General features: G+C 61.9%; 18 protein-coding genes and 1 pseudogene. 4 read left to right on the top strand and 15 right to left on the bottom strand.

Annotated features, from left to right (window positions below; genetic code table 11):
• Positions 1 to 24 precede the first annotated feature (24 nt).
• From ACTJGZ_RS09030 to ACTJGZ_RS09000, 7 genes and pseudogenes are all read right to left on the bottom strand, one after another.
• Positions 25 to 1,035: pseudogene (locus tag ACTJGZ_RS09030) on the bottom strand (glycosyltransferase); the annotation flags it as partial.
• A gap of 94 nt (positions 1,036 to 1,129) precedes the next feature.
• Complete coding sequence (locus ACTJGZ_RS09025; protein ID WP_441662599.1) at positions 1,130 to 2,254, bottom strand: glycosyltransferase family 4 protein; 1,125 nt, start codon at positions 2,252 to 2,254, stop codon at positions 1,130 to 1,132.
• Positions 2,251 to 3,429 (bottom strand): glycosyltransferase family 4 protein, encoded by a 1,179-nt coding sequence (locus tag ACTJGZ_RS09020; protein WP_441662598.1) that lies wholly within the window; start codon positions 3,427 to 3,429, stop codon positions 2,251 to 2,253. Before ACTJGZ_RS09020 ends, ACTJGZ_RS09025 begins: the two co-directional genes overlap by 4 nt.
• On the bottom strand, positions 3,426 to 4,808 hold the full coding sequence (murJ, locus tag ACTJGZ_RS09015) for a murein biosynthesis integral membrane protein MurJ (protein ID WP_441662610.1): 1,383 nt from the start codon (positions 4,806 to 4,808) through the stop codon (positions 3,426 to 3,428). The genes ACTJGZ_RS09020 and murJ overlap by 4 nt, the downstream gene beginning before the upstream one ends.
• Before the next feature lie 19 nt (positions 4,809 to 4,827).
• Positions 4,828 to 5,850, bottom strand: coding sequence for an SDR family oxidoreductase (locus ACTJGZ_RS09010; RefSeq protein WP_441662597.1), 1,023 nt, complete (start codon positions 5,848 to 5,850; stop codon positions 4,828 to 4,830).
• A gap of 9 nt (positions 5,851 to 5,859) precedes the next feature.
• Positions 5,860 to 7,140: a Vi polysaccharide biosynthesis UDP-N-acetylglucosamine C-6 dehydrogenase TviB gene (gene tviB / locus ACTJGZ_RS09005; protein WP_441662596.1), complete on the bottom strand. Its 1,281-nt coding sequence runs from the start codon at positions 7,138 to 7,140 to the stop codon at positions 5,860 to 5,862.
• Positions 7,141 to 7,180: 40 nt separating this feature from the next.
• Complete coding sequence (locus tag ACTJGZ_RS09000) at positions 7,181 to 8,287, bottom strand: MraY family glycosyltransferase (RefSeq protein WP_441662595.1); 1,107 nt, start codon at positions 8,285 to 8,287, stop codon at positions 7,181 to 7,183.
• An 855-nt stretch (positions 8,288 to 9,142) separates the two neighbouring features.
• Here ACTJGZ_RS09000 and ACTJGZ_RS08995 point away from each other — a divergent pair.
• The 4 genes from ACTJGZ_RS08995 to ACTJGZ_RS08980 all read left to right on the top strand — a co-directional run bounded on the left by ACTJGZ_RS08995 (position 9,143) and on the right by ACTJGZ_RS08980 (position 12,520).
• Positions 9,143 to 9,580 carry an OsmC family protein gene (locus tag ACTJGZ_RS08995; RefSeq protein WP_441662594.1) on the top strand — a complete coding sequence of 146 codons (438 nt, stop codon included), beginning with the start codon at positions 9,143 to 9,145 and terminating at the stop codon, positions 9,578 to 9,580.
• 5 nt (positions 9,581 to 9,585) lie between these two features.
• Positions 9,586 to 10,380, top strand: a complete 795-nt coding sequence (locus ACTJGZ_RS08990) for a thymidylate synthase (RefSeq protein WP_441662593.1) — start codon at positions 9,586 to 9,588, stop codon at positions 10,378 to 10,380.
• Between the two features lie 64 nt (positions 10,381 to 10,444).
• On the top strand, positions 10,445 to 10,948 hold the full coding sequence (locus ACTJGZ_RS08985) for a dihydrofolate reductase (RefSeq protein ID WP_441662609.1): 504 nt from the start codon (positions 10,445 to 10,447) through the stop codon (positions 10,946 to 10,948).
• 45 nt (positions 10,949 to 10,993) lie between these two features.
• Positions 10,994 to 12,520, top strand: a complete 1,527-nt coding sequence (locus ACTJGZ_RS08980) for a YdgA family protein (RefSeq protein WP_441662592.1) — start codon at positions 10,994 to 10,996, stop codon at positions 12,518 to 12,520.
• 121 nt (positions 12,521 to 12,641) lie between these two features.
• On the opposite strand, the gene ACTJGZ_RS08975 is transcribed toward ACTJGZ_RS08980, so the two are convergent.
• From ACTJGZ_RS08975 to ACTJGZ_RS08940, 8 genes are all read right to left on the bottom strand, one after another.
• Positions 12,642 to 13,022 (bottom strand): glycine cleavage system protein H, encoded by a 381-nt coding sequence (locus ACTJGZ_RS08975; protein ID WP_441662591.1) that lies wholly within the window; start codon positions 13,020 to 13,022, stop codon positions 12,642 to 12,644.
• A gap of 165 nt (positions 13,023 to 13,187) precedes the next feature.
• A complete protein-coding gene (locus ACTJGZ_RS08970) occupies positions 13,188 to 13,802 on the bottom strand; it encodes a superoxide dismutase (RefSeq protein ID WP_441662590.1) in 615 nt (204 codons plus the stop codon).
• 199 nt (positions 13,803 to 14,001) lie between these two features.
• Positions 14,002 to 14,427, bottom strand: a complete 426-nt coding sequence (locus ACTJGZ_RS08965; protein WP_441662589.1) for a hypothetical protein — start codon at positions 14,425 to 14,427, stop codon at positions 14,002 to 14,004.
• A 185-nt stretch (positions 14,428 to 14,612) separates the two neighbouring features.
• The gene (locus ACTJGZ_RS08960; protein ID WP_441662608.1) at positions 14,613 to 15,842 is read right to left on the bottom strand and encodes an NAD(P)/FAD-dependent oxidoreductase; all 1,230 of its coding nucleotides are present in this window, start codon (positions 15,840 to 15,842) and stop codon (positions 14,613 to 14,615) included.
• Between the two features lie 14 nt (positions 15,843 to 15,856).
• On the bottom strand, positions 15,857 to 18,121 hold the full coding sequence (locus tag ACTJGZ_RS08955) for an Orn/Lys/Arg decarboxylase N-terminal domain-containing protein (RefSeq protein ID WP_441662588.1): 2,265 nt from the start codon (positions 18,119 to 18,121) through the stop codon (positions 15,857 to 15,859).
• A gap of 276 nt (positions 18,122 to 18,397) precedes the next feature.
• Positions 18,398 to 18,961 (bottom strand): dCTP deaminase, encoded by a 564-nt coding sequence (gene dcd / locus ACTJGZ_RS08950; protein WP_441662587.1) that lies wholly within the window; start codon positions 18,959 to 18,961, stop codon positions 18,398 to 18,400.
• A 124-nt stretch (positions 18,962 to 19,085) separates the two neighbouring features.
• Entirely contained in the window at positions 19,086 to 22,562 is a 3,477-nt protein-coding gene (locus tag ACTJGZ_RS08945) for a translocation/assembly module TamB domain-containing protein (protein WP_441662586.1), read from the bottom strand.
• On the bottom strand, positions 22,559 to 22,814 hold a 256-nt coding region (locus ACTJGZ_RS08940), incomplete at its 5' end, for a BamA/TamA family outer membrane protein (RefSeq protein WP_441662585.1). The genes ACTJGZ_RS08940 and ACTJGZ_RS08945, both read right to left, overlap by 4 nt.

The raw sequence follows: 22,814 nt of genomic DNA, 5'->3' as shown, positions 1-22,814 counted from the left end.
GCCTCGCGCCTGCCAGGCCTGCGCCATGCCCTGCGCGAGCGCCTCGGGATCTCTGGCAGGCACTATCCAGCCATCCTGGCCGACGATTGCCGCCGCATCGCCCACATCCGTCACGACGACCGGGGTGCCGCAAGCCATGGCTTCGGCCACCACATTGGGAAAACCTTCCGCCAGACTGGACAGGACATGGGTATCCAGCGCGCTCATGACCGCCGGAATATCCTGGCTCGGCCCTGCCAGAATCACGGCATCCTGCAAGCCCAGACGCTGCAGCAGCGTTGCCAGCGCCGGATTGCCCGCATCCATATCACGGCCCACCAGCACGCAACGCAAAGGCGCATCAGGATAGGTCTGCCGCAAACGGGCGAAAGCCTCCAGCAAATTGGTATGGTCCTTGAGCGGATCCCAGCGCGCCACGCAGCCAAATAGCCAAGTGTCCGGCCCCACCTGCCATTCCTGCCGCAAACGGACCCGTCCCGCCGCATCAGGCGCGAAGCGGGCGAGATCATAGCCATTGGGAATGGTGACGAGTTTCTCGCCAACATAACCGGCCTGCTCATGACGCATGCGCGCATCCTGCGCGCAACAAATAATCAGTCTGGGCAACCAGGCCGAACTCCATGCGCCCAGATGAAAGGCCAGACGTGCCAGGCGGCTGCTTTTTTCCAGGCTGACGCCTGCATTGCGTATCCCCCAGACCACATTATTCAGGCCGACACTGCGCGCGGCCAGGCCGCCAATCACATTGCCGTAATACATCCAGGTCTGCACCGCATCCGGCTGCAAGCTGCGCAGCAGCTTGCGCAATTGCCGGAAGGCTCCCCACATGCCGCTGCCGCGCGTCGCGCCCAGGACAATGACCTCGGCGCCGGCTTCGCGCAGCGGCGCTCCATACACACCTTCGTCAGACAGGGATATCACCGTGTGCCGGTTCGCGGCCGCGCTGGCCTGCACCAGACGCAATAAAACGGCTTCGGCGCCGCCCTGGCCCAGCCCTCCGATCACATGCACGACACGCAGCTGCCCGGCCCTCATCTCTGCCTGAGCAGCTTCTCCGCTTCGTTCATTCATCTGCTTTGACTCCTTGTCGTTTGCTGGCCGGCGGGCAAGCATGCCAGGCAGCGCGCGCTCAGGCTGCTGCCACGACACCCAATTCCGCAAACAGCGCATCCCACCGCGCCAGTACCGCTTCCAGGCTGTAACGCTCCCGCACCTGGCGTGCGCCCTGCAAGCCCAGTGTTTCGCGCAGCGAGGCATCCGCCATCACCCGCGCCAAGGCCGCTTCCAGCGCCTGCGAATCGCCCGGCGGCACCAGCAGCGCATCCTCACCCTGGCGTGTCATTTCCGCCGGCCCCGAGGGGCAATCCACGGTCACACAGGGCAGGCCCAGCGCCATGGCTTCCAGCAGGGCATTGGGGAAACCTTCCACTTCGGAACTCAGGACAAACGCATCGCCTTCCGCCAGCGCATCCCAGGGCTGGGAGGTCCGGCCGGCCAGCTCCACGCGGGAACCCATGCCCAGACTATCTATCTGTTCCTGCAAGGCAGGCCGCAGAGGCCCCTCGCCCCAGATACGCAGACGCCAGGCGGGATAACGGAGCGCCAGCTGCGCGAAGCAATCAATCAGTAAATCAAAGCGCTTGGCGCGTGTCAGCCTGCCCATGGCCATCAAGACAGGCGCGGGTTCCTCTCGCGTCTCGGGATGCAAAGGCAAAGAGCGCCGCAACAACGCTTCCGGCAACGGATTGGGCATCACCGCCAGACGCCGGCAAGCCGGTAGGTTCTGCCGCATCCAATCGGCTGCCGCCTCGGTCTGCACCGTCACCGCGCTGGCACGCGGATAGCACCAGCGCCGCACGCGCGCCAGCGTCGGGCTGACGTTATGCCCGGCTGCAGGATGCGTCCGTTCACAAACAATCACCGGGATTCGGCTGCCCAGGCTGGCCAGCACCGCCGCCACATTCACATTCGTCAAAAAGGAAACGATCACATCGGGCTTTTCACGGCGAATAAAGCGCCGCAACGCGCACAAGCGCCGCAGTCCGCGCAGCGGCCCGCTGCCTGCGCCGCGCTGGTCTGCCAACCAGACCATGCGCACGCTGCCCGATACCTCATAAACACACTCACCACGCCCGGAATACGTCGGCATCAGCACGACATCATCCCCCCGTGACGTCCAGGCATTGGCCAGCGTCGCCGCCACACGCTCGGCGCCGCCCCCATGCATAGAGCTCAACAGGAAAAGGATTTTCATCGGGCAGGCGGCAGCGGCTCTGCGCTGACTTCCTCAAACAGATTTTCCCAACGCCCCAATATGCTTTCCACAGAGAAACGCTCACGCACGGACAAACCCGCCTGAGCCAGCCGCGCGCGGCGCTCGTCATCTGGCATCAATGCGTCCAGGGCCTGCGCCAGCGCGGCGCTATCGCCTGCAGGCTGCACCAGCACCCCATCAACCTCATGCTGAATGATTTCTCGCGGTCCGGTATCGCAATCGCAAGCCAGCACAGCGCAACCGCTGGCCATTGCTTCCAGCAGCGTGTTGGACAGGCCTTCCACGCGTGAACTGAGCACATACAGGTCGGCCCGCTGATACCAGTCACCGATATTGCCCACCCGCCCGGGCAAATGCACCCGTCCGCGCAAGCCCAGCCGCTCCAGCGCCAGGTCCAGCGCCGTCCGTTCGTTGCCTTCCCCGGCAATCCAGAGATCCCAGTCAGGGTGCTTGTCCGCAACGTTGGCGAATGCTTCGAGCAGAATATCGAAGCCCTTCAGGTAATGCAGGCGCCCGACAGCCAGCAACACCTTGCGGCCAGCTGGCGGCGGCGCCACCCAGGGAGACATATCCGTCAGCGGCCATTGCACCGGATTGGGAATAACCGCCGTCCGTGTCCCGGGAATATGACTTTCCAGCCAATTGGCAGTGCTGCGCGTCAAGGCCACCACACGGCTGGCCTTAGGATAGCTGCGGCGCCGCAGCCAGCGCCAGAGCCGGCTGATAGGCTGGGCCGGGGGGTGCGTATGCTCCGTGGCCAGCACCCGGCATGGCAGGCCGCGCGCCGCCAGAATCGCCAAAATGGACGAGGTACGCATCATGCCCAGCACGATATCGGGCTTGCGCTCCTGCAGCAGGCGCCGCAAGCGGCGCAAGCGGCGCACATTCGCCATCATCCCGTTCCAGCCGCCGCCACTCGAACCCGCCGTGCCCAGCACTTCACGGCGTACGCCCAACTGCAAGGGGTAGGCATCATCGACGGTATCGGTCTGCGTCACCACCGTCACCTGCCAGCCGCGGCGCGCCCATTGCGCGGCCAGCTCGGCCGCCACACGCTCGGCGCCTCCGCCGCGCAGGGAATGGATGAAGATCAGCAAGCGTCGGGGCTGCCCCGCACGCTGCGCCGTCAGCATATCGTTCGCTTTCCGGTTCATTGACGACTCCGTGGTGGCCTGGCCGCCCCTGCCTGTTCCGAAGCAACAGGCTGGCTGCGCCAGGCAACGATGGCATAGCAGGTAAAGGAACTGGCATACATCATGACCGTCGCCAGCATAATGCCGGCCACCCCCATCACAGGTGCCAGGACAAGATTCATCACCGCCTTGACGGCGAAATTGGCGACGGCGATTGCCGCCATGATGCGGTAGCGCCGTTGGCTGGCCAGTAATTGCACCAATACCAGCACGCCAAAATAGAACGGCAGCTGCAGCAGCCCCCAGCGGAAGACTTCCGTTACGATAACAGTGTCCTGCGCCGTAAAAGCGCCGCGTTCAAACAGGAAACGCACTCCCCAGGGGGCCAGCAGCCAGCCCAGCAAAACCGCCAGCACACCGGCTGCGATCATGGCCATCGACCATTTCAAGGCCATGGTGCGGGCCTGCTCCGCCTCTCCCCGGTTCTGAATATCCGCCAGCACCGGCAAGGCCGCCCGCCCGACGGACACAGCCCCTATTCCCAGGATCAAGGCCAGCAGGCGTGCCGCATACCCCAGCGTCGCGTTGGCATTCTGGCCTAGATTGGCCGCCGTATATTGATCTATCGGGCCGACAAAACTCATGGCTACCTGCCCGATCAGCATCACGCCAGCCGCTTCCATGATGCCATGCCAGCGTGGCGAGGAACGCCGCAGCGAGGGCAAGGCCAGCACGCCATCTGCGCGCCTGGCCAGCCAGGCGAGCCAAACCGCCTGCAGAATGAATCCCAGCAGCGAACCCCAGAGCAACGGCCGCACATCATCCACGGCAGGCGCCAGCAACAGTACACAAGCCAGCAGCAAGAGCGCCGGCACGCCATCAAGCAGCGTGTTCACATGGCGTTCATACGCCCGCAATCGTGCGGCGCTCAGGCCGGACCAGACCGTCAAGGCCGCAATCGGCGCAAAGCCCAGAATCAAGGTGTCAGAAAAATCTCGCGTGGCTTCGGACAAACCTTGCCCGGCAACCTGCATGACCCAGGGCCACAGCAGCCAGGTCAGGACGGCCAGCAACAGGGCCAGAAACGCCCCCCAGCCTGTCAACTCACGAATAAATAAGCGGCGTTCTTCCAGGTTGCCGCGCCGGCCCTGCACCAGCACCGGTATCAACACCACGGACAACACGCCCACCAGCGTCACCGGCAGCCATGTCGCCATGGTCATGGTGAACTGGTACGCATCCACCGCCGCGCTGACGCCGTAGCGATAGGCGACCGCCATTTCCTTGAAGGCGCCCATCGCCTTGCCCAGCAGCAAGAAAAACGCTACCCGGGAAGCGCCTTTGAGCACCCGGAGATGATCCGGGTGCAAGCGAGGGCGGAACCGAGACAAAATGAAGATTTCCCGCTACCGCGCCGGCTTAGCGCAGAAAGCCGATGTACCAGGGCATGGCCTGCTCAACACCTTCGCGAATCGTCGCCGTCGGCGCGTAGCCAAGCAAACGCTGGGCCTTGCCGATATCGGCTTGCGAATGGCGCACATCGCCCGCACGGAAGTCGCGGTGTACAGCGGCCTTCGTATAGTCCACGCCGTTGCTGCGCAACGCGTCGCGCAGGATTTCAACCAGCTCGTTGAGCGAGGTACGCGCGTTGACGGCAACGTTATAGACCTGATTCAGGCTATCGTCCTCCGCCACCGCAGCCAGGATATTGGCTTGCACCGCATTATCGACAAAACAGAAGTCGCGGCTGGTTTCGCCGTCGCCATTGATGAACAGCTCATCATCGCGAATCATCGAAGCCACCCACTTCGGAATCACCGCCGCATAAGCGCCGTCCGGGTCCTGGCGGGGGCCAAAGACGTTGAAATAGCGCAAGCCTACGCTTTTCACGCCATAGGCGCGGCCAAAGACATCCGCGTACAGTTCGTTGACGTACTTGGTCACGGCATACGGCGACAGCGGGCGGCCGATCAGGTCTTCCACTTTGGGCAGGCCCGGGTGATCGCCGTAAGTCGAGCTGGAAGCCGCATAGACAAAGCTATCCACCTCGGCTTCCTTGGCTGCGATCAGCATATTCAGGAAACCCGAAATATTCACCGCATTGGTGGTTGCCGGATCCGCCAGCGAACGCGGCACCGAACCCAGGGCAGCCTGGTGCAGGATATGGTTGACACCTGCCGCTGCGCGCTGGCAGGTTTCGATGTCGCGAATATCACCCTCGATAAACTGGAAACGCGCCCATTGCGCCGGTGTCACCCGCGCCTGGACTTCATCCAGATTACGCTGATAACCGGTGGCAAAGTTATCCAGCCCGACCACGGTCTGGTCAAGCTTGAGCAGTTTTTCCAGCAGGTTGGAACCGATGAAACCGGCTGCGCCGGTCACCAGCCAGGTACGGGGCGTCTGCTTCAGTGCTGCCTGTACGGATTCGAAACGGGTCATGAATACCTCTTATAAGCGAAGATCGGCTTCATCTGCCGACAATACATATTTCAAGTCATACAAGACGTGGGCGGACTTGCCCAGTTTGCGGATGGCTGCGGCGCCCATTTCCACGAACTGGTGATGCGACACGGCCAGGATGATACCGTCGTACTGGTCTTCAGCAAGCTTGGCCACCGGCGTGATGCCGTATTCATGCTGCGCTTCGGCCGGATCCACCCAGGGATCGTACACATCCACTTCGACGTTGTATTCCTTGAGTTCCTTGACGATGTCCACCACACGCGTGTTGCGCAGGTCCGGGCAGTTTTCCTTGAAGGTCAGGCCCATGAGCAGCACCCGGGCGCCCTGCACCTGGATGCGCTTCTTCATCATCGCCTTGACCAGCTGCGACACCACATAGCGGCCCATGTCATCATTCAGGCGGCGGCCCGCCAGAATGATTTCCGGGTGATAACCGATGGCCTGCGCCTTGTGCGTCAGGTAGTAAGGGTCCACACCAATGCAGTGGCCGCCCACCAGGCCCGGACGGAAAGGCAGGAAGTTCCACTTCGTGCCGGCGGCCTGCAGCACCGCTTCGGTATCAATACCCATGCGGTTGAAGATCAGCGCCAGTTCGTTGATCAGCGCGATGTTCACGTCGCGCTGCGTGTTTTCGATGACCTTGGCCGCTTCCGCCACGCGGATGCTGGGCGCCTTGTGCGTGCCCGCCACGATGATGGAGCCATACAGCTGGTCCACCAGCTCGGCCACTTCCGGGTTCGAGCCCGAGGTTACTTTCTTGATGGTGCTGACACGGTGCTGCTTGTCACCCGGGTTGATGCGCTCAGGGCTGTAACCGGCATGGAAGTCCGTGCCGAACTTCAGGCCCGATACCCGCTCCAGCACCGGCACGCAGTCTTCTTCCGTCGCGCCTGGATAGACCGTCGATTCGTAGATCACGATATCGCCGCGCTTGAGCACGCCGCCTATCGTCTCGCTCGCCTTGATCAGCGGCGTCAAGTCCGGGCGCTTGTAGTCGTCGATGGGCGTGGGCACCGTCACGATATAGACATTGGCCTGCGCCAGTTCGGATTTGTCTGCCGAAAAACGCAGCTGGGCGGCTTCGGCCAGTTCCTCTTCGCTGACTTCCAGGGTGTGATCCTTGCCCTGCTTCAATTCAGCGATACGCGCCGCATTGATATCGAAACCAAGAACCGAGCGCTTTTTGCCGAACTCTACTGCCAGCGGCAAACCGACATAACCCAGACCGACTACGGCCAACTTCACTTCGTTCAGTAACAAGATCATCCTCCCTGCCGCCCATGCAGCAAGCTTTTCAATATGTGATTCAACGCCGCTGGCGGTTAGCCGACGGCAACAGAAGCCAGCGGGGACGGCGCCAGGACACCAGGCGCGAGTACAGCCAGATATACGCCGCCGCAAACGCCAGCATGCCGCCGCACAATGCCCAGGCGTTATCCCACCAGAGCGTGGCCGGCGCCAGTACCACCAGCGTCAGCACCCACAGATAGGGGGAGGTCATGGCATTACAAAAGGCCGGCACTTCCTGGCGGCGATGGCGGCTGAATGTGGAGCGCACCAGCCGGCGGAAAACCAATTGATGCAAATGCAGGGCATCCGGCTGATCTACCGGGACGCCACGCTTGAAACGGCGGCGCCAGATCGAAAAAATCGTTTCGAAAATCGGATAGAACAGAACAGCCAGCGCATAAAACGGCGACACAGACGGATTGCGCACCACCAGCAGCACGGCCAGTTCGGCCAGCATGAAGCCCAGGAAATAGGCCCCGCCATCACCGAGGAAGACTCGTCCGAACGGAAAGTTCCAGACCAGGAAACCCAGGGTGGCCGAAGCCAGCGCCGCCGCGATCATCGAAATCGGCATATCGCCCACCTGCAGGGCCACCAAGGCCAGCGACACGGCGATCAGCGTCGCCACCATGCCTGCCAGGCCATTCATGCCGTCCACGATATTCAGCGCATGCGTGCAGCCGCCGACAGCGAACATGGTGAACACCAGTGAGATCGGCCAATAGGCCAGGATGGCATCCGCCCAGCCGATACCGACGCGGCTCACGCCGCCCAGCAGCCACCAGGCGATGGCTGCGGACAGAAAGGCCGCCAGCAAACGCTTGCTGGCGCCGATATCCTTGGTAATGTCTTCCAGCAGGCCGGCCACGAATACGGGCAGCGCGGACACGAATAACGCCGGCCACAGCCAGCCCAGCGTCATGTTCCCCGGCCCAAGCACCAGCAGACCCGCCAGCGAACCGGCCAGGACGGCCAGACCACCCACGCGCGGCGTCGCGCGGCTATGGGATGCCTGCGGCTTGTTCAGATCCGCATCACCGGTAAATGCGCCATGCCAGCGCTCGGAAGCCACAATCAGCCCTCCGACCACAAATGCCACGACACAAATGGATAGCCAGGTCACACAGTCCCCCGATAAATGCCCAGAGCAGTATTGGAAAGCAACGCTGCACTCTGGTTCCCGTAAAGTTGCATTTGCGCAACAACACGAACAAATAGACACAGACGCCCATGCGCGCACGCGGCGTTCGCCATGCGCAGCCAAACTTGGATTGCGCACGAGGAATCGCAATGGCGGCCCATTCTACTGCGCCTGCTCAGGCCATACATCACCTATATGAGCAAAAAAGCATCGGCTCTGCTGATTTTTGACAAAAGCATGCCCCCGCCATCAGAACCTGCTGAATTCACCGTAATACCTGATCCGCTGCACATGCCGCCGGAAATGAGGCTCTCAACAGGCAAAAAAAAGGCCCGAGATTTTTCAATCTCGGGCCAAATCCACCAAAGGAGGAGGGTGGAGGAGACAACCGTGGCATGCCTGTCAGGCTTCGCAGGCCCTAGGGACTTTCCCTGTAGAACCTGCCCTGAATGAACCGGGGTTTTTCACCGCGCCGCTTCATCTGCTGCATCCATGTGTTGAATATTAAAACAGTTTTTGGTGCAACGCAAGAACCCTGTGCAGTCCACTAACGTTTGATTGCAAAAGCTTATTTCCAAAATACGCTGCATCGCACCATTTTTGTCGGAAAAATTCGAGTTATCCGACACGAAAATCACAAGAGGGATAACCCTGAAAAACGATCCCTGGGCTTTCCCTCCCCCTAGACAGCCCCATGGGACCTGACTTCACGGCCCCTTGCTACCTGTCGGGTTTCCCCTGCTTGCGCAACGCATCAAAGCCCCCGTCTATGCCGGATTTCGCCTCAAGGTTATGATGTCGTCATCCCACCACACTCGCTGAAAAGGTTTCATCACCATGGAATGCACCATCGACTGGGGCGGCCCCGACGGTATGCTGTTTGTGGCACGCACAGGTAGCGGCCATGTCACTGCCATGGATGGCGCGCCTGAAGGCGGCGGCAACAATCTGGCGCCGCGCCCCATGGAATTGCTGCTGGCTGGCGCCGGCGGTTGCGCGTCCTACGACGTGGTCCTGATTCTCAAACGCGGCCGCCATGCCATCAGCGGCTGCCGGGTGACGCTCCAGGGCGAGCGCGCTGAGACAGACCCCAAGGTTTTCACGCGCATCAACTTTCATTTCACCGTGACCGGCCGCAACCTGCCGCGCGCCGCCGTCGAACGCGCCGTCACTCTGTCGCACGACAAATACTGCTCGGCCTCGGCCATGCTCGGCAAAACCGCCGAATTGAGCTGGTCGCTGGATATCGTTGACACTCATCCCCAGGACAATTAGAAGCCATGCGCCAGTACGAAGACTTCCTGCGCCACGTTCACGAAAATGGAACGCTCAAGACGGACCGCACCGGTACCGGCACGCGCTCGGTCTTCGGCTACCAGATGCGTTTCGACCTGTCGCAGGGCTTTCCGCTGATTACGACTAAAAAACTCCACACCAAGAGCATCATTCTTGAGCTGCTCTGGTTTCTGCGGGGCGACAGCAATGTGCGCTGGCTGCAAGAGCGCGGGGTCAGCATCTGGAACGAGTGGGCCGATGCCGATGGCAACCTCGGGCCGGTGTATGGCGTGCAATGGCGTTCCTGGCCCACCCCCAGCGGCGGCCACATCGACCAGATCAACCAGGTCCTGGAACAGATCCGCTCGACGCCCGATTCCCGCCGCATGATTGTCTCGGCCTGGAATGTCGCGGAAATCCAGAATATGGCCTTGCCTCCCTGCCATGCGCTGTTCCAGTTCTATGTTGCGGACGGCCGCCTGTCCTGCCAGCTCTATCAGCGCAGCGCCGATATTTTCCTGGGCGTGCCCTTCAATATCGCCAGTTATGCCCTGCTGACCCATATGGTGGCCCAGCAAACCGGACTGCAGCCCGGCGACTTCGTCTGGACTGGCGGCGATTGCCATATCTATAGCAATCATGAAGAACAGGTTGCCCTGCAATTGTCGCGCGACCCCTATCCCTATCCGCGCCTGGAAATCCTGCGCCAGCCCGCCAGTCTGTTCGACTATGCGCTGGAAGACTTCCGCATTGCCGACTACCAAAGCCATCCGCATATCAAAGGCGCTGTCGCCGTCTGAACATGCCGGCGCGGCCCGCCTGAACCCCAGCTTCCCCTGCACGACGAGACACCTGATGCCCGCCCTGCCCGCCGCCCCCACTCTTATCGTGGCCTATGCCGCCAACCGCGTCATCGGACGCGACAATACCCTGCCCTGGAGGCTGCCGGGCGACCTGGCGCACTTCAAACGTACCACCCTGGGACAGCCCATCATCATGGGCCGCAACACCTGGGAATCCCTGGGACGTCCCTTGCCCGGCAGGCAGAATATTGTGATCAGCCGTAACTCTTGTTACGAGGCCGCCGGCGCCAGCGTCTATCCGTCACTGGAAGCCGCTTTGGCAGCTTGCGCTGCAGGGGCATCGCCTTATATCATCGGCGGCGCACAAATCTACCAGCTCGCCCTGCCCCTTGCCCGGCGCATTGTTGCCACCGAAGTCCGCGCCAGCATCGAAGGCGATGCCTACTTCCCCCCGCTGCCGGCGGGCGAGTGGAAAGAAACATCTCGCAGTGAACGGCAAACTGAAAATGGCTATGAATACGACTTTGTCGTCTATGAGCGCAATGCGCCGCCGACAGCCCCCTGATAGCCATCCGGAACTCAATCTCCGCAACAAGGAACCCCTTCGACCATGAAGAAAACCCCCATTGCCATCGCCGTTGTCGGCGTACTGGCCGTCGCCTATGTCGGCAGCTCCTGGTATATCGGCACCAAGATCGAAAAGATGGTGGATACCCAGATCACGCGCCTGAATACCCGTTTGGCATCGGAGTTTGCCCTGAATGGCATCGACTCGCCGCCCTACATTGAAAAGGCCAGCTATGAGCGCGGCATTTTCTCCAGCGAAGCGCGTTACCTTGTCGGCATCCGCGGCCAGGAAGAAACCCTGACGCTGCATGATGCCATCAGCCACGGCCCCTTGCCCTGGGCGGCCCTGAGCCACGGCATGTTCGCGCCGGCACTGGCCTTCAGCCAGACGACCGTGGATACCAATGACCCCAAAGCGACCAAGCTCAAGACCTACTTCGGCGACAAGGAACCGTTCATCGGTTATACCCGCATCGGTTTTGGTGACAGCATCACCTTTGACTGGAGCATCTCGCCCTTCAAGCACACGGCCGATGACGTTACGATTGACTTTGCCGGCCTGAGCCTGGCTGGCACAGCCTCGACCGACGGCCAGGAATGGGATGCCAAGGGCGGCAGCGCGGGCCTTAAGGTCGTTGCCCCGCAGGAAGCCAACCCCTTCCAGCTGGCCTTCGGCAAGATGGACTTCACTGCCAAGACCCAGCGCAGCGCGTTTGAAATCGGCGTGGGCGAAAGCTCGCTGTCCGTGGATGGCATCGCCATTGAAAACATCGACGGCGATACCGACCGCAACATTCTGGTCAAGCGCATCGAAGTCAAATCCGGTGTGGCACTGGAAGGCAAGAACGCATTCAACGCGAACGCTATCTACACGGTCAATGGCATCACTGTCGGCCAGCAGCAGTTCGGCGATGTCGTTCTGGACGCCCGCATCAACCGTCTGGATGGCGCCGCCCTGCAAGGCCTCAGCAAGACGTATGAAGAGCTGATGGACAGCGGTAAGCTGCGCAACATCACGGATCCGGCCGAAATCCTCAGCATGCCCGGCGTTCAGGAAAACCTGATCGGCCTGCTCAAGCAAGCCCCGCAGCTGCTGGTGACGCTCAATGCCACCAACGCCGCCGGCCAATCGGCGATCGAACTGGCCGTTGACACCGCCGCACCGGCAAACCCGGCCCGGCCCGGCCCGGAAATTCTGCAACGCATTCACGCCACGCTGACGCTCGACAAGAACATGGTGGCGGATGCTTATCAGCGTTTCCTGGTGCTCGATGGCGCCAGCCCGGAAGCCGCCAAGCAAACCGTTGACGAAACCCTGCCGGCCACGCTGGAGAGCCTGGTCGAAGAAGGCGCCCTGTCCCTGGCCGACAACGGCAAGTACACGGGTTATGTCACCTTCGAAAAGGGCAGCCTGGTCATCAATGGCGAGGAAGTCCCGCCGTTCATGATTCCTCTGCTGCTCGGCATGCTGGCCAGCGGTATCGACACGCCTGACTTCTCGCAAAACAGCGCGCCCGAACTGGAAGAATTCCGCTTCGAGGAAGAGCAGGTCGAACCCGCCCAGCCGTAAAAGCAAAGTGCCGCCAGCATTTGGCGGCACCATAAAAAAGCCTGATCTTCCCAGATCAGGCTTTTTTTATAGGCTTCCCGCGCATCCGGCCTGAGTTGCCGCGTCTGCGCCCAAAGCCGTTTCAACTGCCGCTGGCCACAGCGCCATAGCCTGCCGCATCCAGCAGCGTGTCGATATCCTCGATGGCATCGGGCACGATACGAAAAATCCAGGTCGTGTAGGGATCGCTATTCAGGCCGGATGGATCTGCTGCCAGCGTGTCATTGAATTCAATGACGCGCCCCGCCACCGGCGCGTGAATGTCCGACGCGGCTTTCACGGATTCCACCACTCCGGCTACCTGGCCGGCCTGCAGGGATTGCCCGACCGGCACATCGCCAACATACACGACGTCGCCCAGCTGATCTTGCGCGGGGTCGGAAATACCCACAATACAGCTGTCGCCATCACGCAGAATCCATTCATGGGTCGCGGCGTATCGTCTGTCGTCAGGTATATGCATGCTTGGGCACCTCTTGGCGGTAATCTCGAAATCAAGCCGCGATCATACAGGATAGGCCTGTCACGCCGGCAAGAAAAAGCCATGCCCGGCATTGAGCCGGGCATGGCTGGACGGGAACTATGCCCGCTTGCGCCTGCGCCGTCAGCGGCGCAGGCGCAATCATCATCAGGCGGCCAGAGCTTCTTCGTAGCGGCGGGTCACTTCGGCCCAGTTCACCACGTTGAAGAAAGCACCGATGTACTCGGGGCGGCGGTTCTGATACTTCAGGTAGTAAGCGTGCTCCCAGACGTCCAGGCCCAGGATAGGGGTACGGCCGTCGATCAGGGGGCTATCCTGGTTGGCGCTACTTTCCACAGCCAGCTTGCCGGCCTTGTCCACCGTCAGCCAGGCCCAGCCGCTGCCAAAGCGCGTCAGTGCTGCCTTGATGAAGGCGTCCTTGAAAGCGTCAAAGCCGCCCAGATCTTTCTTGATGGCGTCGCCCAGCTTGCCGGTGGGCTCGCCGCCGCCATTGGGGGACATGACAGTCCAGAACAGCGAGTGGTTCGCGTGACCGCCGCCATTGTTGCGCACCGCGCCCTGCACGGCTTGCGGCAGGCTGGAGAAATTGCGCAGCAGGTCTTCCACTGGCTGCTCGGCGATACCGGCGCCTTCCAGCGCGGCATTCACGTTGTTGATGTAGGTCTGGTGATGCTTGGTATGGTGGATCTGCATCGTTTCCGCGTCGATGTGCGGTTCCAGTGCATCGTAAGCATAAGGAAGGGGGGGAAGGGTATAAGCCATTGAATTCTCCTGTTTTACCGCCGCAGCCTGCTGGACCGGCGCGGTGCGCCCTTCCAGGACTACAGCAACGTTGCTCTTCTTGCCATTGCAATAATGGCAGAATCCGGGGCATAACGTCCACTCATCCGCACAAACGGACAAGCAGCCGCATACCCTTAAGCATACGCGATCAACAGGAAAATGACCTAGACGGCCCTAATCAGTGCAGGGTCAAGGCTAGCAGACGTTCATGCCCAGGGAAGCGCCCCCGCAACTCTGCCAGCACCCCTTTGGCAAGCGTGCCCCAGCGGACCGAGGCCTCGCGCCAGCCTGGGGCCAGCGCGCCATCATGGGCTGCCTCAGCCAGGATTTCATACGCCACGCAAGCATGTTCGATCTGCATGTCGCAGTGACCCAGGCTTTCATAAAGCCGCGCAAGATTGCGGTGGGAAGCAAACAACGCTGATGCGCCGGCTTCCGCATCTGCAATATGGGGGAAACATGCGTCGGCCAGACTGAGCGCCGCACGGTATTGCGTCATGGCGGAATGGCCGTCGCCGCGCGCCAAGGCACGGTCGCCGCGCTCGGTCAGACGGCGCCAGGGATCCAGCGGGCAGCGCTCGGGAAACGATGTTTCAGCCAACATGGACGGTTGATGCATGGTTACCCCTGGGTCACGGAACAGGTTCAAGGCACATTCATGTTAATAATAATGCTTCGCATTAATAAAAACAATCCTGTCTGAACGGCTACGCCCGCTATCCGTATCGTTTCGTAACCTGATGCGGGGATACCCCGCCGTGCCCGGTGCCTGGCCCGGCGGCGCAAGCGCTAGACAGCCTTGCCGCAAGCCACGGCCGAAGCCCAGGCCCACTGGAAGTTGTACCCGCCCAGCCAGCCCGTGACATCCACGGCTTCGCCGATGAAATGCACGCCAGGCACGCGCCGCGCTTCCATGGTTTTCTGATTGAGTTCCCGCGTGTCAACGCCGCCGCGCATCACTTCAGCCTTCTTGTAGCCAGCCGTGCCCGAAGGCACCAGGCGCCAGTCTTGAATCGCCTGGGCCAGCTGGCGCAATTGGCGGTCCGGCACATCCGCCAGACGCGCTGCAAAAGCTTCGGGCAGACCCGCCTGCGCAGACAGCCAGTGTTCCGCCAGCCGCCGTGGCCACAATTGCGCCAATACCGTGCCCAACTGCTGGCGGCTGCCGGATTTAGCGCCCAGCAACTCGGCTTCCATGTCCAGCGCAGGCGCCAGATCCACACTGATAGGCGCGCCCGGTTCCCAGAAACTGGAAATTTGCAGCACGGCCGGGCCGGATAGCCCGCGGTGGGTAAACAATAAATCTTCGAGAAAAGCCCCACCTTGTTTGGCTGGCCCCGTCGCGATGCCGACTTCGACCGCGACACCCGCCAGGGCGGCATACGGTTTCCAGTCAGCCGCATCAAACACCAGCGGCACCAGAGCCGGACGCGGCTCAATAATTTTCAAGCCCCACTGCCGCGCCAGCTTCAGGCCGAAATCGGTGGCGCCCAGCTGCGGAATGGCCATGCCCCCCGTCGCGACCACCACCCGCCCGGCCGTGATGACGCCGGCGTTGGTATCCAGCGCAAACGCATCGCCATCCGTGCGCACGCCAGCCACGCGGGTTTCCATGCGCCAGCGCACACCGCCTTGATCGCACTCGGCGCGCAGCATGCGGATAATGTCTTCACTGCTATCGTCACAAAACAGCTGGCCCTTGTGCTTTTCATGCCAGCCGATGCGGTGGCTGCGCACCAGCCCCAGAAAATCCTGCGGGGTATAGCCGGCCAGCGCCGAACGGCAAAAGGCCGGATTAGCAGACAGATAATTGGCCGGGCCTGCGCCCATATTGGTGAAATTGCAGCGCCCGCCGCCAGAAATGCGGATTTTTTCTGCCAGGCGGGAGGCGTGGTCGATCAGCACCACCCGGCGGCCACGCTGGGCCGCCACGGCAGCGCACATCATGCCCGCCGCCCCCGCGCCCAAAACGGCAACATCGAATTGCGGCTGCCCCCGACCCGCAGCAGCCGGGGCCATGCCTGACTGTTCCGTCACTCGCGTTCCCGGATGCAGTCCACGTAATAGCGCACCGAACCATCTTCACGCACCTCGGAACCCAAGCCGTGGATATCGACCCCAAAGCCTGGGAAGCGCGCATTGAATTCCTGCGAGAAGAACAGGTAATCCACAATGGTGCGGTTGAAACGCTCGCCCGGAATCAGCAGCGGGATGCCCGGCGGGTACGGCGTCAGCAACACGCCCGTCACCCGGCCTTCCAGCTCGCTCAGCTCCACGCGCTCGATCTCGCGGTGGGCCATGCGGGCAAAAGCGTCCGAGGGCTTGAGCGCCGGTTCCATGTCGCTCAGATAGACTTCCGTGGTCAGGCGGGCGATATCGCCTGCGCGGTAGGCCACATGAATCTGCTGGCACAGGTCACGCACGCCCAGGCTCTCATAGCGCGGATGGTTGCGGCAGAAATCAGGCATGGCGCGCCACAGCGGCTGATTGCGGTCGTAATCGTCCTTGAACTGCTGCAAGGCGGTCAGCAGCGTATTCCAGCGGCCCTTGGTAATGCCGATGGTGAACAGGATGAAGAACGAATACAGGCCCGTTTTTTCGACGACCACGCCGTGTTCGGCCAGGTAGCGCGACACGATTACCGCCGGAATCCCGGTTTCGTCGAAGCGGCCGGAAATATCCAGGCCCGGGGTCACAATCGTGGCCTTGATCGGATCCAGCATATTGAAACCCGGCGCCAGATCGCCAAAGCCGTGCCAGGCCGCGCCGGATTCCAGTATCCAGTCGTCGCGGTTGCCTATGCCTTCAGCGGCCAGGCGGTTCGGCCCCCAAACCTTGAACCACCAGTCGTTCTTGCCGTACTCCGATGCCACCTTGCGCATGGCGCGGCGGAAATCCATGGCTTCGCGAATGCTTTCTTCGACCAGCGCAGTGCCGCCCGGCGGCTCCATCATCGCCGCCGCCACATCGCAGGACGCGATGATCGCGTATTGCGGCGAAGTGGAGGTATGCATCAGATAGGCTTCATTGAACAGATTGCGGTCCAGAGTGCGTGTCTGCGACTCCTGCACGATGATCTGCGACGCCTGCGACAAGCCCGCCAGCAGCTTGTGCGTGGAGTGCGTGGCATACACCATGGCGTTCTCGGTACGCGGACGATCCGGGCCGATGGCGTGCATGTCGCGATAGAACTCGTGGAAGGCGGCATGCGGCAGCCAGGCTTCGTCGAAATGCAGCGTGTCGATTTCGTTGCCCAGGACTTCCTTGATCATCTCGACGTTGTAGATCACACCGTCATAGGTGCTTTGCGTCAGCGTCAGGATGCGCGGCCGCTTGTTGACCGCTTCGCGGGCAAACGGATTGGCTTCAATCTTTCGGCGGATGTTTTCCGGGTCGAATTCTTCCAGCGGAATCGGGCCGATGATGCCCAGGTGATTGCGCGAAGGCCGCAGAAACACCGGGATGGCGCCCGTCATGGTGATGGCGTGCAGAATGGACTTGTGGCAATTGCGGTCCACCACAACTACGTCGCCCGCGGCAACGTTGGCATGCCAGACCACCTTGTTCGAGGTGGAGGTGCCGTTGGTGATGAAGAAGCAATGGTCGGCATGGAAAATGCGCGCCGCATTGCGCTCGGATTCCGCAATCGGGCCGGTGTGGTCCAGCAACTGGCCCAACTCATCCACGGCATTGCAAACGTCGGCGCGCAGCATGTTTTCACCGAAGAACTGGTGGAACATCTGCCCCACCGGACTCTTCAGGAAGGCCACGCCGCCGGAGTGGCCCGGACAGTGCCAGGAATAGGAGCCATCCTGGGCGTAATCGACCAGTTCACGGAAGAACGGCGGCGCCAGGCTTTCGACATAGGAACGCGCTTCGCGGATGATGTGGCGGGCCACGAACTCCGGCGTATCTTCGAACATATGAATGAAGCCGTGCAGTTCACGCAGGATGTCATTCGGAATATGTTCGGACGTGCGCGTTTCACCATAGAGATAAATCGGTATCTCGGCATTGCGAAAGCGCAGCTCGCCGATGAATGACCGCAAATTCTTGATGGCGCTGGCAACGTCTTCCGGGGAGTCAACGTCGAACTCCTCGTCGTCGATAGACAGAATGAAGGCGCTGGCACGGCTTTGCTGCTGGGCGAACGAACTGAGATCGCCGTAGCTGGTCACACCGATGACCTCTACGCCTTCGGCCACTATGGCGTCGGCGAGGGCGCGGATGCCCAGCCCCGACACATTCTCGGAGCGGTAGTCTTCATCAATGATGAAAATGGGAAAACGGAATTTCATCGGGCGCTCCCGGCTGCAGGAAAAAACGGGGCGAGTGTACAGCCTGCGGACTACCCACGGATGAAGCGCGGCGCGAATTCATCCTGGGCGTCGCATGTTACCGACACACTCCAAGGAAAAATGCCATCGCATCAAAAATGATGAGATGGCAGCGGGAAATGGTATGGCCTGCTCCTGCGGGGAACAGGACTTCAAAACGAGCACGGAACACGCTCAAAACAGCACAATGGCCCAGCCGCTGCGCCTTGACACTCTTTGAAAAAACAGTCCTGCAAATCAGGTGCGGGGCAAGGTGACGCCACGCTGGCCCAGATACTTGCCGCCCCGGTCACGATAGGACACTTCACACACCTCATCGCTTTCCAGGAACAAAAACTGGGCGCAGCCTTCACCCGCGTAAATCTTGGCAGGCAGCGGCGTCGTATTGGAGAACTCCAGCGTGACATGCCCTTCCCATTCCGGCTCCAGCGGCGTCACGTTCACGATGATGCCGCAACGCGCATAGGTGCTCTTGCCCAGGCAGATTGTCAGCACATTGCGCGGAATGCGGAAATATTCCATCGTACGCGCCAGCGCGAAGGAGTTCGGCGGGATGATGCAGACATCTCCCTTGAAATCCACCAGCGAACGCTCATCGAAAGACTTGGGATCGACGATCGTGGAGTTGATATTGGTAAAGATCTTGAATTCGTTGGCGCAGCGCACATCATAGCCATAGCTGCTGGTTCCATAGCTCACGATACGCTTGCCATCTTCTTCGCGCACCTGGCCCGGCTCATAGGGTTCAATCATCCCCAGCGCGGCCTGTTCGCGAATCCAGCGGTCGCTCTTGATGCTCATTCTGTCGTGCTCCTTGATTAACCTCGCATTGTAGCGACTGTGGCAGGCAGCGGTGAGCCCGCGCGCCCCTTTTCGCGCAGGCTCACCGCATTCTGATGCCGGGGGCACTACCGGCATCCCTCCCTTATTCCTGATAAGTCCGGCGGTAGGTCAGGCCCAGGCCGTTGACTTCGCCGACCCGCAAGTCCGCCGACAAGCGGCGCGAAATCCAGTAACTCAGGCGCGCCACCAAGCCGGAGCCGGACAAGGCCTGCTCCACCGTCAACGCCAGGCCGTCCGAGAAGCGCTTGCTGGCCACCAGGAACTGGTTTTCCACGCTATCGTCATTGCCCGACGCCTGGCTGGCAACCGTGGTATCCGGCAGCAGACTGCCCGCCGTTCCCATGGCGCCCGACTTGATGCCGACGTCATCCAGCCCCAGTTGCTTGTACATCGGCGTGCCGCCGCTGAAGAGCGACGCGCCGACCGCCAGCAGCAGCGCGGCATCGTTACCGCTTTGGTCAGGCCCGCGGCCCAGAATCAGCCAGGACAGTTTTTCCACTTCGCTCACGTTCGGATAGGACACCAGCGTGATGCGCGGCCGCTGCGCGGTGCCGGTCACCTTCACCCCGGCCTCCACGGTTTCGCCCCGACGCAAGGCTTCGATATCCAGCAGCGGATTGTCCAGCATGCCCTGGAACGTAATATTGCCCCGCGTCAGCTGCAGCTTCTGGCCATAGGCCTCAAAGCGTCCGCCACGCGTGCGCAAGGTGCCGGCTGCCGATAGCTGGCCGTTCTTCATCATCAGGCGCAACGAACCCGTCAGGCCGGAATCAATCCCCATCCCGGTCAGATAGAAACGCGGCCCCAGGTCCACCACCAGATCCATGGAGATATCCAGACCGGCTTCGCTTTCCACGTGCGGCGCCTTTGAGGTCATGACATGCACATCATCATCCAGCGTCGGCACGGCGGACAGCATGTCCGCACTGACCCAGCCAGCATCGGCCACGATCTTGCCGGTGATATCCACCTTGGGCAAGGCGGCGTCCACATCAATCTTGCCGGAGAACATCGCGTAGCGGTCATTACGCTGCACGATGGGATAGCGGAACAGCTCGACCTGCAGACGGCCAGCGGAATCCGTTAGGCGCCAACGCCCCGAGACATTGAGGAAACCGTTCTGCGCGTCCGCCTCTTCGGTAATCCAGGTACGCGTGCGCCACTCCGGCGGCGTCACGCGCAGCACGGCCGGGAAACGCAGGCTATCCAGAATCACGACATCATTTTCAATCCGCAGGGCCAACGTGCCATCCAGCAAACGGATGCCATCGTCGATACGCACGACGCGCAGTTTCTGGCCCGTCACGCCGCCCTGCAATTTCCAATCGCCAGCCAAAGAGCCCTGCGCGGTCAGGTTGGCCGTCAATTCGCCATTGATTTCCTGAGCATCGCCGGCAAACATGTTCACCCACGCCAGATCCAGCTTATCGGTCTGCACAGAGGCGTTGATACGCGTGTCCGGTGCCAGCGCCGGCACGCCATCGCGCACGCCCAGCGTCGTATCCGCTTCGGCCTGCACGCCGCCCAGCAGCTTGCTGCTCACGGCCAGGCTCGCATGCGCCCGGCTGTCGTGTCCTCGCCCCGGCGTCAGCTCCACCTTGACGCCCAGCGTTTCCAGGCCGACCGCCTTGCCCGAACCGCCAGGCAACACGATATCCCCCGAGCGCCTGGCGATGGATACCTGCCCGCCCAGCGTCCGGTCAAACCGCAGATCCCAGGCGCCATCCAGCACCAGGTTGCGCAACAGCCCCAGGGCTTCCGGCTCGTCGCTGATCTCGGCCAGGCTCAGAACAGACATGATCCAGTCACGATTCAAGGCCAGCGCGTCTATCCGTCCGGCCGTCTGCCAGCGGGCGCCGCCGCCGCGCGCGCCCAGGCTTTCCAGTTCCAGCGCCTGGCGGCGCGGCAAGCCCAGCCGCAGCGCCGTGGCCCCGACTTGCCATTGCCACTGCTTGGCGCCAGCATCGGGCATGAAAGCCACATCCATGGCGCGCTGCAAAGCAACACTCAGGCCCGCGTGGGCCACGTTCAACTCACGCAACGTGCCGCGCCAGCCGGTCAGGGTGGGCTGGAAGCCGCGTCCGCTGCCCCAGCCTCCTTCCAGATTGACTTGGGCCTGCACCGGCGCTTCGCCCAGCGCCGTACTCTTGCGGTCGCCCATGGCATAGCTGGCTTCCAGGCGGGCGCGGTGCGCGCCCACGGTGCCGCCGACCGTGCCCTTGGCCTGTACCGCGCCCGGCAGCCCTGGCCACCAGTTCGACAAATGCGCCAGCGCGACGTCCAGCTTCATGTCCGCTTGAGGTGTGCCCCAGCCGCCAGCCAGGCTCACCTTGTCGCTGCCCAGCGCCAAAGCCACATCCACGCCGCTGGCGCGGGTCTGCATCCAGTCGGGGGACTGCAAGGCATCTGACCAGGGGAAGTCCACGCGCGCCGCAACCTTGCCGCTCAGGGGATGACCATTCCAGCGGCTCGCATCAGCGATGTTCAACTTCAGGTCCAGCCATTCCGGCCAGCTTTGATCCCTCAGCGTGACATCGAAGCTGCCATCCATGGTCAGCAATCCGGGCGGCACGGCGCCGCCGGACAACAGCCGCAGATCCAGGCGGCGCGCCTGCAGATTGCCCCGCAGGCGGTCACGCTGCACGGCGCTGCCGGTATCGCGGTCCAGTTCGACAGTCAGGCTGGCCGCCGAACCATCGGCCAGCGTGAGCGACAGCGCCGCGTCCCGCAGGGGGAATGCGGCCTCAAGCGCCAGCTCGGTTTTGGCATCTATCGCCAAACCGGGCGCATTGCCCTGCAGCGCAACGGCCAATTGCTCCAGCGAACCTTCCAGCTGCACGCTGGCCTTGGCTTCGCAAGCGGCATCGGCAGGCCGCCCCGGCAGCTCTTTCAGGCAAACCGGGGAATCACTGCCGCGCCCTTGCGCATGCACATCCAGCGAGACCTTCATGGGCCAGGGCGCAGCCAGCTTAGCCAGGCGCACATCGCCGGACAGCCAGGCATCGGCCATGTCATGGCCGATTTCCAGGCTGCTCAGCCTGAGCTGCGCCTCGGTACCGGCAGCCACACTGGCTTGCAGCCCCTTGATCGTCACAGGCAAGGGTTCGCCATTCTGCGTCAGGATAAATTCGCCCATGGCCAATTTATCGACGCGGATACCTACCGGCAACACCACCTCGACCGGCTCATCGGACTCTGGCTTGGCTTCATCCTCGCTGGATAGCGCCACGCTCAGGCGGCTGGCCGACAACTCCCGCACCCAGACCTGCTTTTCCATCAGGAAGCGCCATTCACCGCGCAGGACCAGATCATCCGCATCGACATCCACGCCCGGCAGGCTCAAGACCAGCTTGCCGATCTTCACGCCATGCCAGATATCCCCTTCGATGTCCTCCACCGTGCCGTCCAGCTGCGAGACCGCCAGGCGCAGCGCGGCCCGCGTGCCCGCCTGCGTCAGCAGCACCCAGGCAAGCAGCGAGGTCACCAGAATGACGCACAGCACAATCGTGGGCAGCCCCCACCACAACAGGCGGCGCAGAAATGAACGTCGCTTTTTCAAAATGCGATCCCCAGCGAAAAGTGCAACCTCAGGTCATGCTCCTGTTGGCCGTAAGCCAGATTCAGCTCGATCGGGCCCGCAGGCGTGCGGACCACACCGCCTACGCCATAGCCCAGCTTCATGTGCATATCCCCAAAGGAATCGCTGACGTCGCCGGCATCGAAAAAGACGCACCTGCCCAGGATATCGGTGAAGACATGCAAGTATTCGATACTTGCCAACGCCAGGGTGGCGCCACCTACCGACGCGCCA

The organism is Kerstersia sp. (genome assembly GCF_052103615.1).
GTDB lineage: Bacteria > Pseudomonadota > Gammaproteobacteria > Burkholderiales > Burkholderiaceae_B > Kerstersia.
The sequence above is the reverse complement of the archived record's forward strand: the minus strand, read 5'-3'. Positions and strand labels throughout refer to the sequence as shown.